Consider the following 16654-nt stretch of genomic DNA (forward strand, 5'->3'; position numbering starts at 1 on the left):
GAAAAATATTATAAGATGATTACAAGAAATAATCACAAAATCGTATATTTGCAATTATGTAGAGATATTTATAGTAAATATGAGAACAGTATTAATACCAGTCCTGCTATTGTGCAATGTATTTTTGCTTTGTGGTGAAAAAATATACTGGGCAGATAGTTTGATTGCAGTATCGTCGGAAGCAAGATTTGTGAATGCAAGCAAAACTGCTTTCAAAGGTATTCAGGCACTTGGCAAACCGAATATAATGCCAGATTTTGGTGTTAGTCCGTGTGCGTGGATGCCGGATTATACCCGCAACGGAATGGAATGGATAAAAGTTAGTTTTAAAAAGAGTATTACAGCAAGTAGATTATTTGTTTATGAAAGTTATAATCCGGGCGCTATTTCGAAAGTAATTGTTTTTGATGAAAATGAGAATGAGAAAGTAGTATATAACAATTTAAATCCAACACCAGTTCAAGAGACCGGACGAGTGATGAATGTTATGTTTTCAAAAACAAAAGTTAAATCTGTAAGAATTGAAATAACAACGGTAAACTATAAAGATTATTACCAGATTGATGCAATTGGAATTTGTGATTGTGAATATGATTATTCTCCCAAAATCAATCAGCCTGAAAATGTGAGTTACGAAGAGAAAATAAATTTAGGTGAGAATGTAAATTCGAAGTATGCGGAGTTGGGACCTGTGATAACACCTGACGGAACAACACTATATTTTACTCGCGACCAGCATCCGGACAATACCGGAGAAAACAAAGATCAGGATATTTGGTATTCATCGTCAGATAGTCTGGGCAATTTTTCACCAGCCCAAAATATGAATGCACCGATAAATAACGAATGGAACAATTTTGCAATTGGAATTTCGCAAGATGGAAATGTTTTGTATTTAGGCAATGTTTACAACACAGATGGGACGCAATCAAAAGGGCTATCGCGTTCGTTTCTGACAGATAGTGGATGGTCTTTTCCACAAAAAATTGAAATAGAAGATTATTATAATTTAGGACGTTTTTCAAGTTTTTCTTTTTCAACAAATGGGAAAGTGCTGATAATGTCGGTTGAGCGGCGGGACGGATATGGCGAAAATGATTTATATGTAAGTTTCCTGCAAGAAAATGGAGTATGGAGCAAACCATTGAATTTAGGTTCTGACATCAATACAGCAGCTTCGGAGGATACACCATTTTTGGCAGCAGATGGTGCAACTTTGTATTTTTCGAGTTCGGGACATTTGGGATATGGTTCGAACGATATGTTTGTTGCAAGGCGGTTGGATGATAGCTGGCAGAGATGGACTGAACCGATGAATTTGGGAAAACCGATAAACAGTCGAGGTTGGGACGGATATTATTCCTTGCCTGCTTCGGGTGAATTTGCTTACTTTGTTTCAAATGAAAACAGTATAGGACGGGAAGACATTTTCAAAATAAAACTTCCTACTGAATATCGTCCGTATAATGTAGTTCTGATTAAAGGAAAAGTGTTAAATGCTAAAACTAAAAAACCCGTAGAAGCAACTATCAAGTATGAATATTTAGAAAACGGAAAAAATGCAGGAATTGCGAAATCAAATCCAAAGACCGGGGAATATGTTATCACATTGCCGGGCGGACATCGATATGCTTATTATGCAGCAGCGAATGGATTTCTGGCTTTAAATGAGAATATAGATTTAAGCAGTTTGGAACAATACAAAGAAATAAGGAGAGATTTGCTGCTTGTTCCAATAGAAATTGGTCAAAAAGTAGTTCTGAACAACATTTTTTTCGAATATGGGAAGTATGAACTTTTGGAAGAATCTTTTGCAGAACTTGAAAGAGTGAAGCAATTTATGCTTGAATATCCGAACATTAAAATATCAATCGAAGGGCATACCGATAATATTGGTTCACTTTCGTATAATATGCAGTTATCGCAAAACAGAGCAAAAGCAGTGCGGGACTGGTTAGTTGGGAATGGAGTGGAAGCAAGCAGAATAAAATACAAAGGCTATGGACCAAAAAAACCCATTGCGACAAACTCAACGGAAGAAGGACGCAGCCGTAACAGGCGTGTCGAATTCGAAATTGAGTAATGATTGCTACATTGGAAGAATTTTAATATTTACGCGCCGTTTTTGCTTGTCTGGAAGAGTGCTATTATCTACCCCTTTACCTTCTATTTTCCAGATAATTTTGTTATTCAGATTTGGACTTTTAAGAGATATGTAGCGTTCGAAATACTTGGCTGTGTAGTATGCACGAAGTAAAGACAAAAGGTCGTTATCCATTTTGTCCCCGCGTTTAACGAAGACACCAAATTTTTCATCTTCAACATCTGCATCAGGGAAAACTGCTTTTGGGCTAATTGAGCGAGGGTCTGCAAATCCGTGCATCACAACTTGAATTTTAATATCATCTTTTTCAAGGCAATTATCGTTCAGAAGAGATACGATATCGTAAAGCTTTTCAGCAGCTTCGGTTAGAGCTTTTTCAACTTCTTCGGTGAAACTGTCGTAGATTTCACCGGGACGCTCAATATATTTAGTTTGTTCATCAATGCCAATCAGATTGTAGGCAAATTTCAGACGTAATGCTTCTAAGTTTTCACGGGTATTTGGTTGGTAGTATCCTGTAACAAAGAATGGAACTTTGATTTCGACTAAATCAAATTCTTCTACCGGATTAAATTCGAACATAGTTCGAACGACTACAACAGAGCTATCCGAGCAAGGAACCTGAATTTCACGTTCAGCTGTATATTTAGAATTACAGGAATTTTCGTAGCGAATTGTGTAGCGACGATTTGGAATAATATCAAATTTGAAAATACCGAAGTCGGAAACCTCTTGTGTTGCAACAATGCTGTTATTATTATCGAAGAGGTATGCTTTGCCGCTGAGTGGAAAATTTGGGAAGCTTGAGGTAACATAGCATTCTATTTTAGCCGGACCGCATAAATCAAAGGCATAGAGGTCTTTGCCACCACAACCATTGGGTCTGTTGGACGAGACGAAGATTTTATCTTTGAAAATTGCCGGACCAGTATCGTCTGCTGATGAATTAATCGGTGGAGGCATTAATTTTGGATTAGCCCACTTTGCATAACCAGATGGAGTAGCTTTGACAATGTTATAGACTTTTGGGTTAGAATAGCCTTGAGAAGAAAAATACAAAACACCATCCTCAGAAAGATAAGGAGAAATTTCGTTAGCATCGGTATTGACTTCTGTAAGGTTGCGAGGAGACGACCAGTTGCCTTTATTGTCGCGAATCGAAACATACAGGTCCAATCCACCTTTGCCATTGGGTCTGTCGGAACTGAAAATCAGTATTTTCCCGTCGGGCGAAACAAAAGGATGTGATTCAAAATGTTCAGTATTAATAGATTTTGCATTTTGAGGATTATTCCAGCTCTCCCCTATTTGTTCAGCAAAGAACAAATCTCTGTTAATTTTGTTGTTGCTACGAGTATTTGCTGCAAACCATATTTCTAAATTCCCAGAATTAGGATTTTTACAGAAGCTGAGGGAACTAACGTTTTGGAATGAACCAATTGGCAAATCATTAGCAACTTTTGGGCGAGAAAATTTACCGTCGGTAAATTCGCTTCTATAAATTGTTTCGTTTATTTTCTTTTGTCTATTGGAAACTGTATAATAAAATGAATTATCCCAAAAAGATGGCGAATATTCGTCATTATCTGTGTTGAATGGAGAAGATATGTTTCCCTCGGAAGGGACTTTAGGGCAAGTGTTCGAAGAGGCACAACCTGCAATAAAAGCGGACGCAAGCAACAATAGGAGTATTATTCTATTCATCATCATCCTAAAGTGATTTTTCTTTACATACTTATCGACAAAACAATAGAAATATTAATGCCAAATTTTGTTATTAATTTAATTAAAATTTTATTAAGTTAGTAATTAGTTCCTTAAAATGCAAAGGTTTCAAAATGGCAAAATACTATATTTTAGTTATAGTTATTAGTGTTGCTGCATTTTTCGGAGCAGCATACTACAAACTATCGCCACCGATATATATAATTAAGCAATATAATCTGAGCTATGAACAAAGTTCAATGAAAGAATTGAATGACAAAGAAGTAGAGATTTTCGACAGCTTGCTTCAAGCAAAAGGAATAAACCTCCGTTCTGCTGAAGCAGATAATATTTACGATAGTCTTTTAAACCAAAAACTAATAAATAGTGAAAATGAATTATTAAAATTAAATGAAACAGAATACTTTAAGAAAGCCAAGAAAGATAGTATCATTATTGTGAAAAATTCAGAGGGAATCAGTTTTATACACAGCATTTTCAAAGCCAAAAGCCAAAATGATATACCCGAGAAATATCAGAAATACTTAAGCAGCAATACTTTTAGTGTTGTTTTATATTTTACAGATAAGGATTTGCCAATTGATGTTTCCGGACATAAGATAAAGGAAGGAATACGTTATTTTATTGCAACGGAAGACTATAAAAATTATCTGACATTGACAAAAGTCAATGAATTATACACAGCAGAAGAACTAATAGACAAGGGTTATTTATCCGATAGAACCAAAATTGCAATTCCAGAAGATATTTTATATCCATACATAGAAAAGAGATTTTGGATTTTTCCAATAATGGTACTATTACTGCTGTTTCCAATGTATTCTATAATAAAACCGAAAGAAGACAAAGTTTATCTTAACAGATTGTCTGAAATGGAAGAAGTATTAGAAAGACAAGTTACAACTGCAAAAATATGGCTTTCGCTGGCGATTTTCTGTTTTGTAGCGGCTTGTTCCGTAATATTTTTCGAAATGAATATCTCAGAGGGCGGAGGAGCAATATTCTTTATAGGGAATTTTCTTGCCCTAGTAAGCATAATTGTGTTTTTTTATTATCGAAAACGGGCAAAACAACTCTCGCAAGTTCTTTCGGGTGAAAGTGTATTAGCGAAATGGGAATATGATGCTTTTTTCTGGCAAAATTATGTTGATAATATTTTGCAAAAGTTTCAAAAGATGAATAAATCCACTTTGCTAATGGTTTCGATAATTATAATAATAGTATTCGGTTTTATTATGATAGCCGACCCAAAGGCAGCCAAGACGATGGGATTAATAGGGCTCGGGCTGATTGCATTGATTACAATTGTAGCTAATATTGTCCCAATAATCTCTGCGAAAAATTTAGCAAAATCAAGTCCTATTGTAATTATCGGGCAAAATTGTGTGTTGCTTGGGAAGCAGTTTCATAGTTGGGGGATGTTTGGCAATAGGTTCGAAAGTGCTATGATAAGCGAGGACGAAATAAATATGCTAGAAGTGAAGTATTCGTATCGGACAAAGCATGGCCGCTCAACTGTTACAGTATTTGTTCCAATCCCAAAAGGGAAAATGGAAGAAGCACAAGAGATAGCAAAAAGATTAATGGAGGGGAAAAAGTAGAGATATTTACTCAATCCATCCGACACAAAAGAACATAGGAATCAACAGAATAAACAGAGTGAATATGTTGCCAAGCTTACGTGGCGGAAGTACTGTCAGTTAATGCAACATCTGAGGCGAAGTAATTGCCGGGTGGAGATGGGAATAGAGTGAAAGTGCAGCAAATGGTTAATGTATAGATTGTTGGCAATTTAAAGGTTAAAGTGTGTAAATTATTTTTATTTTAATGACTAATGTAATATTGTTTTTTTTACGATAAATATTATAAAAGTGTGTCAAACTATTTTTGGGTAATAGTATGAGAGAATTGAAACAAGTTGTTAATGTTGATAGTGAAAAATGCGTCAACTGCCATATGTGCATACTCGTATGTCCTTCAAAATTTTGTAACGACGCAACAGGAAATCATGTTAAAATCAATCCTAATTTGTGCATAGCTTGCGGCAATTGTATTAAAGCCTGCACACACGATGCTCGCATAGGAATAGACGATTTCGCTGATTTTATCAATTACATCAAATTTAACAAAGATGTAGTTGCTATAGCTGCGCCGGCGGTTGCTGCAAATTTTCCAGATTTGTACCTAAATTTAAATGGGTGGCTTAAATCACTTGGTGTGGCAGCAATTTTTGATGTATCGTTTGGTGCAGAGCTTACAATAAAATCTTATCTTGAGCATCTAAAGGAAAATAATCCAAAAGCAATCATTGCTCAACCTTGTCCTGCAATAGTTACATATATTGAAATATACAGACCAGAACTTGTAAAATATCTTGCCCCAGCAGATAGTCCAATGCTCCATACGATAAAAATGATAAAGGAATACTATCCACAATTCAAGCACCATAAAGTTGCTGTGCTTTCACCTTGTTTTGCAAAGCGTCGAGAGTTTGATGAAACTGGTCTTGGCGACTTTAACCTAACATATAAATCAATTGATAAATATTTACGAGAGAATAATATTCCGCTTGCTTCCTATCCTGCTGTAGATTATGACAATCCTCCAGCTGAGCGAGCAGTACTCTTCTCAACTCCAGGTGGACTTATGCGAACTGCTATGCGTGAAGTGCCTGATATTATAAACGTTTCTCGAAAAATAGAAGGCGTTGAAATCATATATCACTATCTCGATAAGCTCAATTTTAATATCGAACAGGGCTATTCACCTTTACTTATCGACTGCTTAAATTGTGAGATGGGATGTAATGGTGGACCCGGCACATTAAATCAGCATAAATCGCCCGATGAGATAGAATTCTTAATTGAAAAACGAAATCAAAAAATGATTGAACTTTACAAGAATAAATCAAAAAATGCTCCTGATGCAAATACGATTCAACAAGAAATCAATCGATTCTGGAAAAAAGGTTTATATCAAAGATTTTATGAAGATTTGCACGGTAATTTCAAAATTAAGACTCCAAGCAAAAAAGAAGTTGAAAAAATTTACGAACAAATGGAAAAACACGACAGCCGCGACATACTTAATTGTTCTGCCTGTGGTTATTTATCGTGCGAGCAAATGGCAAAAGCAATATACAACGGCTTGAACAAACCAGAGAATTGTCATCATTTCCGATTTACATTGCTGATGCGAGTTGCGAACATTATACAGCTTGAGCTTAAAACCAATTTTGAGAGAATGATGCGGTCTTCTGAAACACAGCTTGCAAGTATAGAGGAACTATCAGCATCAATGCAGGAATTTTACAAATCACTTGAATTAATTAAGAATAATATTTCACAGCAAACAGATTATGTAGATGATACAATTGGCTCGATGAAGATGATTAGCGAAGGAATAAATTCAATCGTTCGCAATTCTGAGGATATATCTCAAAAGGTGGTTGCAGACTCAAAAAGTGCCCGCGAAAGTTCACAAAGTGTGGAAAAGGTAATTTCCAAGGTTATGGATATGAACGAACAGATGAATAATATAATTCATGAAATCAGCTTGGTAGAAACTCAAACTGAATCAATCGATAAAATGTTGGCAGAAATCAAAGGAGTAGCAAAGCAGACAAATCTTTTAGCTTTGAATGCAGCTATAGAGGCAGCCAGAGCAGGTGTTCACGGACGCGGTTTTGCTGTGGTAGCGGATGAAGTAAAAGTGCTTTCAGATAGGTCGGACGCTCTCACAAAAAACATAACCAATATTATTACCGAAATAAAACAAAATATCGCCAATGCCGTTGCATCAGTAACCGGAGGGGCAAAAGTTGCCAAGGAAGGACAGCAACTTGCTGCTGAAGCTTCTGTAAGCTTAAAACATATTCTCAATAGCTTTGCTGATATTCAGAAAATGATAGATTCAATAGCCAAAGTATCGCGTGAACAAAGCGAATTTGCAAATAACATCTTTGAGAATACCAAGCAACTATCCTCTATGGCAGAAAGTATTAATCAAGAAGTAACGTTCAAAGTTACAAGTCTTAACGAAGTGCTTAGTGTGTTTGGTGGAATTGAAAAAATCACATACGAAAACAATGAGATAGCGAATAAGATTAGAAATGCTGCAGAAAACCTTGCTAATGAAGTAGATAGATTTAGTGAGTATCATTGATGAAGTTTTTATTTAGTTGTGCTCCACCTCAGAGGTGGAGCACAAATTTGTTTTTGCAATTACCCTTCCGAAGGTTTTGAAACCTTCGGAAGGGATAGAATCAGAAATGCAACGATAGAACATTTTTATTTGAAATTAATTCTAACATTTTGACAAATATAATTACTTTTGTAACTTTGTTACTATAAGAATAGGTTCTAATTTCCAAGAAATTGAATGAATAGGACTTGCTAATGAATAATGAAAAAACAGAAGTATTTGATTCTGAAAATCAAAATAAACAATAATGGACAATACACTTCAACGCAATACAATACGGCACACACGCTTAATATTTGTTGTCCAAAATAAAGGATATAAACAATAAAAAAAATTGTGAAAAAGAATCTTTCAACTCCACACTCGGAAACTTAGTCCATCTTTGAAATGTATAACAAATAATCAATAAAAAATTATGGCAAAGCAAAAAGAAAACAACAACAGCGAACCCTTAGAAAAACAACTCTGGAAAGCGGCTGACAAGCTCCGCAAAAATATTGATGCTGCAGAATACAAGCATGTCGTACTTGGTTTGATATTTCTTAGATATATTTCCAATGCATTCGAAGAACTTCACGCAAAACTAAAGAGCGGCAAAGGTGAATATGCCGGAGCCGATCCCGAAGATAAAGATGAATACAAGGCAGAAAATGTGTTTTATGTACCCGAAAAAGCCCGCTGGTCGTACTTGCAATCGAGGGCAAAGCTGCCCACTATTGGCAAAGAAATTGATGAGGCGATGGATGCAATTGAGAAGGAAAACCCATCACTCAAAGATGTGCTGCCCAAAGTATATGCCCGTGGTAATATTGACCCCACCAGTTTGGGTGGACTAATTGACCTTATATCCAATATCGCACTCGGCGAAGCCAAAGCCCGTAGTGCCGACATTTTAGGCCATGTGTTTGAATATTTTCTGGGTGAGTTTGCCCTTGCTGAAGGGAAAAAAGGCGGACAATTCTATACTCCACGATGTGTAGTTGAATTACTTGTTGAGATGCTCGAACCTTACAAGGGAAGGGTGTTCGACCCCTGCTGTGGCTCAGGCGGTATGTTTGTACAATCCGAAAAGTTTGTGCAAAGCCATCAGGGAAAAATCAACGACATTTCGATTTACGGACAAGAAAGCAACCAAACCACCTGGCGACTGTGCAAAATGAACCTTGCCATCCGCGGTATAGATAGCTCGCAGGTAAAGTGGAACAGCGAAGGCTCGTTCCTCAACGATGCCCACAAAGACCTCAAAGCCGATTTTGTTATAGCCAACCCTCCTTTTAACGATAGCGACTGGGGTGGAGACCTCCTTCGAACCGACGGCCGCTGGCAATATGGCGTTCCATCAGCAAGTAATGCCAACTATGCCTGGATACAGCACTTCATTTATCATTTAAGCCCAAGCGGAATGGCTGGCTTTGTGCTGGCAAAAGGCTCGCTTACCTCCAAGACTGGAGGCGAAGGTGAAATACGAAAAGCAATCATCGAAGCACGGCTGGTGGATTGTATTGTTAACCTGCCGGCTAAGCTTTTTCTAAATACCCAAATTCCAGCCTGCCTCTGGTTCTTGAGTAGAAACAAGGCTAACGGAAAATACCGTAATCGTACCGATGAAATTCTTTTTATCGATGCCCGCAATATGGGACAACTTATTAACCGTCGAAACCGTACACTTACCTCCGAAGATATTCAAAAAATAGCCCGCACCTACCACGAATGGCGAAACCCCAACGGAAAATACGAGGACATAAAGGGCTTTTGCTGCTCTGCCAGCATCGAACGAGTGCGCGAACTCGACTATGTGCTAACCCCCGGACGTTATGTAGGCCTACCTGATGAGGAAGACGACTTCGACTTCAACGAACGGTTTTCACAACTCAAAAAAGAGTTTGAAGAGCAATTGAAAGAAGAAGAAAGGCTGAATAAAGCAATAATTGAAAATTTAAATAGGTTAATACTATAATGAGTGCCAATCTTATTAAAACAGAGGAGATTCAAAAACGAATCTATACTATACGGAATGCTCAAGTGATGTTAGATGAAGATTTAGCCGTTCTATATGGTGTGGAAACAAGAGTGCTTAATCAGGCAGTTAAAAGGAATCAAGAGCGATTCCCACCAGAATTTATGTTTCAACTGACCAAAGAGGATATGGAAAACTTGAGGTCACAATTTGTGACCTCAAGTTGGGGCGGAAGACGATACCTTCCTTATGCTTTTACAGAACAAGGCGTTGCCATGTTATCGGCTGTTTTAAAGAGCGAAACGGCGGTTAAAGTTAGTATTCAAATTATGAATGCCTTTGTCGCCATGCGGCATTTTCTACTCTCGCATGCACAAATATTTCAACGCCTCGATAGTCTGGAATTGAAGCAGATCGAAACCGACCAAAAGCTCGATCGCGTATTAAATGCTATTGAACAAAAAACGGTAATTCCAAAACAAGGTATTTTTTATGATGGACAGGTTTTCGATGCGTGGAATTTTGTCAGCAATCTCATTAGATCTGCTAAAAAATCCATTATACTCATTGATAATTATATTGATGATAAGGTACTCACCCTTTTTGCCAAGCGAAACAAGGGAGTTACAGTTACATTGCTTACAAAAAATCCAAGTCAACAACTCAAAATAGATGTACAAAAGTTCAACACACAATATGAACCCATAAGGTTGGTAGATTTTAAAGCATCGCATGATCGATTTTTGATAATTGATGAAAAGGATCTTTATCATATAGGTGCTTCACTCAAAGATTTAGGAAAAAAATGGTTTGCATTTTCCAAAATGGATATTCAAACAGTGGAAATATTGGAAAATTTAAAAAAGGTGAAATTAACATGAAACTAAGATTTAAATTTCCATATTTTACTTTCAGACAATAAAGTAAAATATGTGGTTTTATAATTTACTTTGTAACGATGTATGGACATAAAAAATTTTATATCAGGAAATAGCATATTGCGGGAAATTACCGGTTACAAACGCAACAGAATTTTTGTTTTTCATGAATATATGAAATTGTTTGATTAAGAAATTTAATAATGAATAGAGGTAATAATACAAAGGGGAGGATGAAATGTAAGGAGCGTAAAACGCTAACTAACTTATGCCTTTGCGGAACAAGGGGTGAGTTTACCCGAAAACAGACATTGATTTATAGGAATTAAAGGATGAAAAATGAGTATGAAAAACGATATAAAAAAACAACAGCCAATGCAGGAACCAATGGTGAATCAAACCACAAACAAAGAAAGCGAAAATAAGGAACTCATGGGGTGGAAGGAATATAAGTTGGAGGATATTGGAGAAGTTTTAAGCGGAGGGACGCCCAATACAAAAAAAACTGAATTTTGGATACCAGAAATTCCGTGGATAACACCTAAAGACCTTTCAAATCATAACAGAAAATACATATCTGCTGGAGAAAGATTTATCTCAAAAAAAGGATTAGAAAATTCAAATGCTAAATTATTGCCAAAAGGAACTATATTATTAAGTAGTCGTGCGCCTATCGGATATCTAGCTATTGCAGAAAATGAAATTTCAACGAATCAAGGGTTTCAAAGTATTGTAACAAATGATAAAGTTTTTAATGAGTTTTTGTTTTATCTATTAAAAGCAAATATTGAATATTTAAAATCATTAGGTGAAGGAACTACATTTGGAGAAATTTCAAATTCAACAGTAAAAAATATCAAGTTCCTTCTCCCCCCTCTCCCCGAGCAGAAAGCCATCGCCGCCGTGCTTTCGAGCCTCGACGATAAAATAGACCTCCTCCACCGCCAAAACAAAACCCTCGAAGCCATGGCCGAAACGCTGTTTCGCCAATGGTTCATCGAACCCTGCAAAAATGGACTGCCTGAGGGGTGGGAGGAAAGGAAATTGGGTCAAGTTCTTTCTTTAATTGAATCTGGATTAAGGCCTAAGGGGGGTATAGATCCAAATCTAAAAGAAGGCATTCCAAGCATTGGTGCAGAAAATATAAATGGTATAGGACAATATGATTATTCAAAAACAAAATTTATAACAAAAGATTTTTTCAATACAATGAAAAGGGGAATTATTCAGGATTATGATGTTTTGATATATAAAGATGGAGCATATATTGGAAGAAAAAGTATGTTTGGTCGCAAATTTCCTTATGAAACATGTACTGTCAACGAACACGTCTTTATACTTAGAGCAAACGAAAGAATTAATCAATTTTTTCTGTACTTTATTTTGGAAGAAGAAGATTTGGCTCAATTAAATGCAAACTCTGCTCAACCTGGTTTAAATAAGGAAATGATGACATCATTTGAAATAATAATTCCTCCTAAAAATAGAGTAGATGAATTTGGTAATATAGTAAAACCATGGATTGACAAAATATTCTCCAATTCTAACCAAATCCGCACGCTAGAAAAATTGCGCGACCTGTTGTTGCCAAAATTGATTTCAGGGGAAATACGGGTGAAATATGAATAGATACGAAATTGACGATGTGGAAATGTTGTTGAACGATAATTATTAAAAATGTAGAGACAAGGCAATGCCTTGTCTCTACGGAAACGGAAACGGAAACGTATATGGATGTTGTCTAAATTAATGACAGGCGAAATACGGGTAAAATTATGAATAAATACAAAAACACATATCGCATACCCTCTACCCGATTGCTGCATTGGGATTATGGCCACAATGCCGCCTATTTTGTTACCATTTGTACGCACGACCGGCAAAATTTTTTTGGTGAAATATCGGATGGACAAATGGTATTGTCGGAAATTGGGCAATTGGCCAATCAATTTTGGTTGGAAATACCAAATCATTTTTCGTTTGTCCGTTTAGGCGCATTTGTGATTATGCCCAATCACGTGCATGGAATTATTATAATTGATAAACCAAACGATGGCGAAAACGAAAATAAAAATGGTAACGTCCATAACGCCAATAACGTCCAAAACGTCCAAAACGTCCAAAACGTCCAAAACGTCCAAAACGTAGAGACAAGGCAATGCCTTGTCTCTACAAATACCGATACCGATACGAATACGAATACAAATACAAAAACCATTGGGCAAAAACGGTTTCAAAACCAGGGGAAAAACACCCTATCGTCCATTATTGGTTCGTATAAATCGGTCGTTACCAAACGCGCACGTTCAATAAATCCCGCGTTTGCGTGGCAACGTAATTATTACGAACACATCATCCGCAATGATGAATCATATTACAGAATTTCAGAATACATAAACAATAATCCCCTGAATTGGGGTAAAGACGATTATTATGACCGTTAAAATTACCGAAACTACCATTGAAACCTTCGCCATTGAACTGCTTCAAAACCAGGGTTTTGAATATGTATATGGTCCCGACATTGCCCCCGATGGCACTAAACCCGAACGGCAGTCGTTCGAAGATGTGATTTTAATAGAACGTTTGCGGCAGGCTTTGGCTCGCGTAAATCCTGCTGTACCCGCCGATGCGCGCGAGGATGCCATCAAACAGATTCTCCGCCTCAATTCTCCAGAGCTAATTGTCAACAACGAAAACTTCCATCGCAAGCTTACAGACGGTATAAATGTAAGCTACCAAAAAGATGGCCACAGCCGCGGTGACCTCGTGTGGCTGGTTGATTTTAACAATATCGACAACAACGAATTTCTGGTATTGAATCAGTTTACCGTTATCGAAAACAATATAAACAAGCGTCCAGATATTGTTTTATTTGTAAATGGTTTACCGCTGGTTGTCATTGAGCTTAAAAATCCGGCAGACGAAACAGCTACGCTTCATGCCGCTTTTCGACAGATACAAACCTACAAAGAGGCTATAACGAGGTTATTTGCATACAATGGTTTTATAGTTATTTCCGATGGTCTTGAAGCAAAAGCCGGCACCATATCGGCAAATATCAGCCGTTTTTCCGCCTGGAAAACCGCTGATGGCAAGGTAGAGGCATCGCCGCTGATTGGACAACTCGAAACTCTCATCCATGGAATGCTGCAAAAACATACGCTTCTCGACTTGATACGCCATTTTATTGTGTTCGAAAAATCAAAAAAAGAAGATAAAAAAACCGGCCAGATTACCGTGGAAACTGTAAAGAAAATGGCAGCATATCACCAGTACTATGCAGTAAATCGTGCTGTAGAATCAACACTCAGGGCGGCTGGATACAAATTCACGGGCACCTCGACAAGCTCAGTGTCCGCTAAGGTACAGCTGGCTGAGCTTGTCGAAGCCACCGAAGTGATGGAATTGCCCGAAAATTATGGCTTGCCGGGTGTGAACAGCCAGAGTGTGGGTGACAAAAAAGGTGGTGTAGTATGGCATACCCAGGGTTCAGGCAAATCACTTTCTATGGTGTTTTTTACAGGTAAGATTGTGCTTGTTATGGACAACCCCACCATCGTGGTTATCACCGACCGAAACGACCTCGACGACCAGCTTTTTGACACCTTTGCAGCTTGCCGTCAGCTTTTGCGGCAGGAACCTGTGCAAGCCGAAAGCCGTGAGCATCTTAAAGAGTTGCTCAAAGTTGCTTCTGGTGGTATTGTTTTTACCACTATACATAAATTCATGCCCGAGGAGGGCAATGTCTATGAAACCCTTTCTGAAAGAAAAAATATTGTGGTGATCGCTGATGAGGCTCACCGTACCCAATATGGATTTAAGGCAAAAATCGTAGATGCAAAAGATGAAAACGGTAATGTTGTTGGCAAAAAAACAGTCTATGGTTTTGCCAAGTACATGCGCGATGCTCTACCCAATGCTACATATCTCGGTTTTACTGGGACTCCAATTGAGAAAGATGACAAAAATACCCCGGCTGTTTTCGGAAATTATATTGACATCTACGATATTGAGCAGGCGGTTAAAGATGGTGCAACAGTGAGGATTTATTACGAAAGCCGTCTGGCAAAAATCAGCTTAAGCGAAGAAGGCAAAAAGCTGGTTAGTGAGCTGGATGAAGAATTAAAACAGGATGATCTTTCGGAAACCCAGAAAGCAAAAGCCAAATGGACACAACTCGAAGCACTTGTTGGCAGTGCCGACAGATTAAAACATCTGGCTCAGGATATTATAACTCATTTTGAACAACGCCAGGAAGTTTTTGAAGGCAAAGGTATGATTGTTACTATGTCGCGTCGGATTGCAGCTGCTCTTTACGAGGAAATCGTCAAAATACGTCCTGAGTGGCACAGCGAAGATCTGAAAAAAGGTGTCATCAAGGTAGTGATGACTTCGGCTTCATCTGATGGTCCTAATATTGCAAAGCATCACACCACAAAAGAACAACGCCGCATGCTTGCAGACCGTATGAAAAACCCCGATGACGAATTAAAATTAGTAATTGTCTGTGATATGTGGCTTACCGGATTTGATGTTCCTTGTCTGCATACCATGTACATCGATAAACCTATGCAGGGACACAATCTCATGCAGGCAATTGCACGGGTCAATAGGGTGTATAAAGATAAAACTGGCGGGCTGATTGTCGATTATCTGGGTATTGCTGCCGATCTTAAAAAAGCACTTTCTTTCTATTCAAGCTCAGGAGGAAAAGGTGATCCGGTTGTAACTCAGGAACAAGCCGTAGAGCTAATGTTCGAAAAACTAGAGATTGTAAAACAAATGTTTTATGGTTTTGCTTATCAGGAGTATTATAAAGCAGATACAAGCAGGAAACTTTCAATTATTCTTGAAGCAGAAGAACATATTCTCGGTATTGAAGACGGCAAAAAACGTTTTATTGACAAGGTGACAGCCCTTTCAAAAGCATATTCAATTGCCGTTCCGCATGAACAAGCTATGGCAATAAAAGACGAAGTTGCTTTTTTCCAGGCAGTTAAGGCAAGGCTCGCTAAATTCGATAAAACCGACTCAGGTAAAACCAATGAAGAAATTGAAACAGCTATCAGGCAGGTAATTGATAAAGCCCTTGTAACTGATAAGGTGATTGATGTATTTGACGCAGCTGGTATTAAAAAACCAGATATATCTATTCTTTCGGAGGAATTTTTATTTGAAGTCAAAAATATGGAACACAAAAACCTTGCAATGGAGGTACTCAAAAAACTTCTCAACGATGAAATAAAAGCAAGGTTAAAGAAAAATCTTGTACAGGGCAAAACCTTGATGGAAATGCTTGAGAATGCTATAAGAAAATACCATAACAAAATATTAACAGCCGCAGAAGTTATTGAGGAATTAATCAATCTCGGTAAAGAAATTAAAGATATGGATAAAGGACCAGAAGAGCTGGGACTTTCCGATTATGAATATGCTTTTTATACCGCAGTTGCTGACAATGAAAGTGCTCGTGAGTTGATGGGAAAAGAAAAACTTAGAGAATTAGCAGTAGTTCTTTACAATAAAGTACGCGAAAATGCATCGATTGATTGGACAATAAAGGAAAGCGTCAAGGCAAAATTAAAAGTCATCGTAAAGCGGGTATTGCGGCAGTATGGTTATCCGCCAGATATGCAAATGTTAGCAACTGAAACAGTATTAAAGCAGGCAGAAATGATAGCTGAGGAATTGACACATGGAAAATCAGAAGTTGCCTACTCTGTTTAAACTACGTTAGCAAACAGGTAGAAGTATTACAAAATATAGGCAAAATCCTAAGAAAAA

At 37.5% G+C, this 16654-nt stretch carries 9 protein-coding genes; 8 read left to right on the forward strand and 1 reads right to left on the reverse strand.

Translation table 11 applies throughout. The features are described from left to right. The first annotated feature begins 79 nt into the window (after nucleotides 1–79). Nucleotides 80–2083 carry an OmpA family protein gene (locus tag ACY2LT_RS05215; protein WP_491814301.1) on the forward strand — a complete coding sequence of 668 codons (2004 nt, stop codon included), beginning with the start codon at nucleotides 80–82 and terminating at the stop codon, nucleotides 2081–2083. 6 nt (nucleotides 2084–2089) lie between these two features. On the opposite strand, the gene ACY2LT_RS05220 is transcribed toward ACY2LT_RS05215, so the two are convergent. Continuing rightward, complete coding sequence (locus ACY2LT_RS05220) at nucleotides 2090–3808, reverse strand: hypothetical protein (RefSeq protein ID WP_491814302.1); 1719 nt, start codon at nucleotides 3806–3808, stop codon at nucleotides 2090–2092. 134 nt (nucleotides 3809–3942) lie between these two features. Between ACY2LT_RS05220 and ACY2LT_RS05225 the strand changes: the two genes are divergently transcribed. The 7 genes from ACY2LT_RS05225 (at nucleotide 3943) to ACY2LT_RS05255 (ending at nucleotide 16597) form a co-directional block, all read left to right on the forward strand. After that, nucleotides 3943–5430 carry a hypothetical protein gene (locus tag ACY2LT_RS05225; RefSeq protein WP_491814303.1) on the forward strand — a complete coding sequence of 496 codons (1488 nt, stop codon included), beginning with the start codon at nucleotides 3943–3945 and terminating at the stop codon, nucleotides 5428–5430. A 298-nt stretch (nucleotides 5431–5728) separates the two neighbouring features. Continuing rightward, the gene (locus ACY2LT_RS05230; RefSeq protein WP_491814305.1) at nucleotides 5729–7993 is read left to right on the forward strand and encodes a methyl-accepting chemotaxis protein; all 2265 of its coding nucleotides are present in this window, start codon (nucleotides 5729–5731) and stop codon (nucleotides 7991–7993) included. A 454-nt stretch (nucleotides 7994–8447) separates the two neighbouring features. Continuing rightward, on the forward strand, nucleotides 8448–9989 hold the full coding sequence (locus ACY2LT_RS05235) for a class I SAM-dependent DNA methyltransferase (RefSeq protein WP_491814306.1): 1542 nt from the start codon (nucleotides 8448–8450) through the stop codon (nucleotides 9987–9989). Beyond that, entirely contained in the window at nucleotides 9989–10870 is an 882-nt protein-coding gene (locus ACY2LT_RS05240; RefSeq protein WP_491814308.1) for an ORF6N domain-containing protein, read from the forward strand. Before ACY2LT_RS05235 ends, ACY2LT_RS05240 begins: the two co-directional genes overlap by 1 nt. 342 nt (nucleotides 10871–11212) lie before the next feature. Continuing rightward, complete coding sequence (locus ACY2LT_RS05245) at nucleotides 11213–12496, forward strand: restriction endonuclease subunit S (protein ID WP_491814310.1); 1284 nt, start codon at nucleotides 11213–11215, stop codon at nucleotides 12494–12496. Nucleotides 12497–12780: 284 nt separating this feature from the next. Then, nucleotides 12781–13311 carry a transposase gene (locus ACY2LT_RS05250; RefSeq protein WP_491814312.1) on the forward strand — a complete coding sequence of 177 codons (531 nt, stop codon included), beginning with the start codon at nucleotides 12781–12783 and terminating at the stop codon, nucleotides 13309–13311. Further along, nucleotides 13301–16597 (forward strand): type I restriction endonuclease subunit R, encoded by a 3297-nt coding sequence (locus ACY2LT_RS05255; protein ID WP_491814314.1) that lies wholly within the window; start codon nucleotides 13301–13303, stop codon nucleotides 16595–16597. The genes ACY2LT_RS05250 and ACY2LT_RS05255 overlap by 11 nt, the downstream gene beginning before the upstream one ends. The last annotated feature ends 57 nt before the right edge of the window (nucleotides 16598–16654 follow it).

The organism is Eximiradius proteiniborus (genome assembly GCF_058546985.1).

Excerpts from the sequence above, each read along its gene's own strand:
- ACY2LT_RS05215 (WP_491814301.1), top strand. The coding sequence starts at position 80 with ATGAGAACAGTATTAATACCAGTCCTGCTATTGTGCAATGTATTTTTG.
- ACY2LT_RS05220 (WP_491814302.1), bottom strand. The coding sequence starts at position 3,808 with ATGAATAGAATAATACTCCTATTGTTGCTTGCGTCCGCTTTTATTGCA.
- ACY2LT_RS05225 (WP_491814303.1), top strand. The coding sequence starts at position 3,943 with ATGGCAAAATACTATATTTTAGTTATAGTTATTAGTGTTGCTGCATTT.
- ACY2LT_RS05230 (WP_491814305.1), top strand. The coding sequence starts at position 5,729 with ATGAGAGAATTGAAACAAGTTGTTAATGTTGATAGTGAAAAATGCGTC.
- ACY2LT_RS05235 (WP_491814306.1), top strand. The coding sequence starts at position 8,448 with ATGGCAAAGCAAAAAGAAAACAACAACAGCGAACCCTTAGAAAAACAA.
- ACY2LT_RS05240 (WP_491814308.1), top strand. The coding sequence starts at position 9,989 with ATGAGTGCCAATCTTATTAAAACAGAGGAGATTCAAAAACGAATCTAT.
- ACY2LT_RS05245 (WP_491814310.1), top strand. The coding sequence starts at position 11,213 with ATGAAAAACGATATAAAAAAACAACAGCCAATGCAGGAACCAATGGTG.
- ACY2LT_RS05250 (WP_491814312.1), top strand. The coding sequence starts at position 12,781 with ATGGTATTGTCGGAAATTGGGCAATTGGCCAATCAATTTTGGTTGGAA.
- ACY2LT_RS05255 (WP_491814314.1), top strand. The coding sequence starts at position 13,301 with ATGACCGTTAAAATTACCGAAACTACCATTGAAACCTTCGCCATTGAA.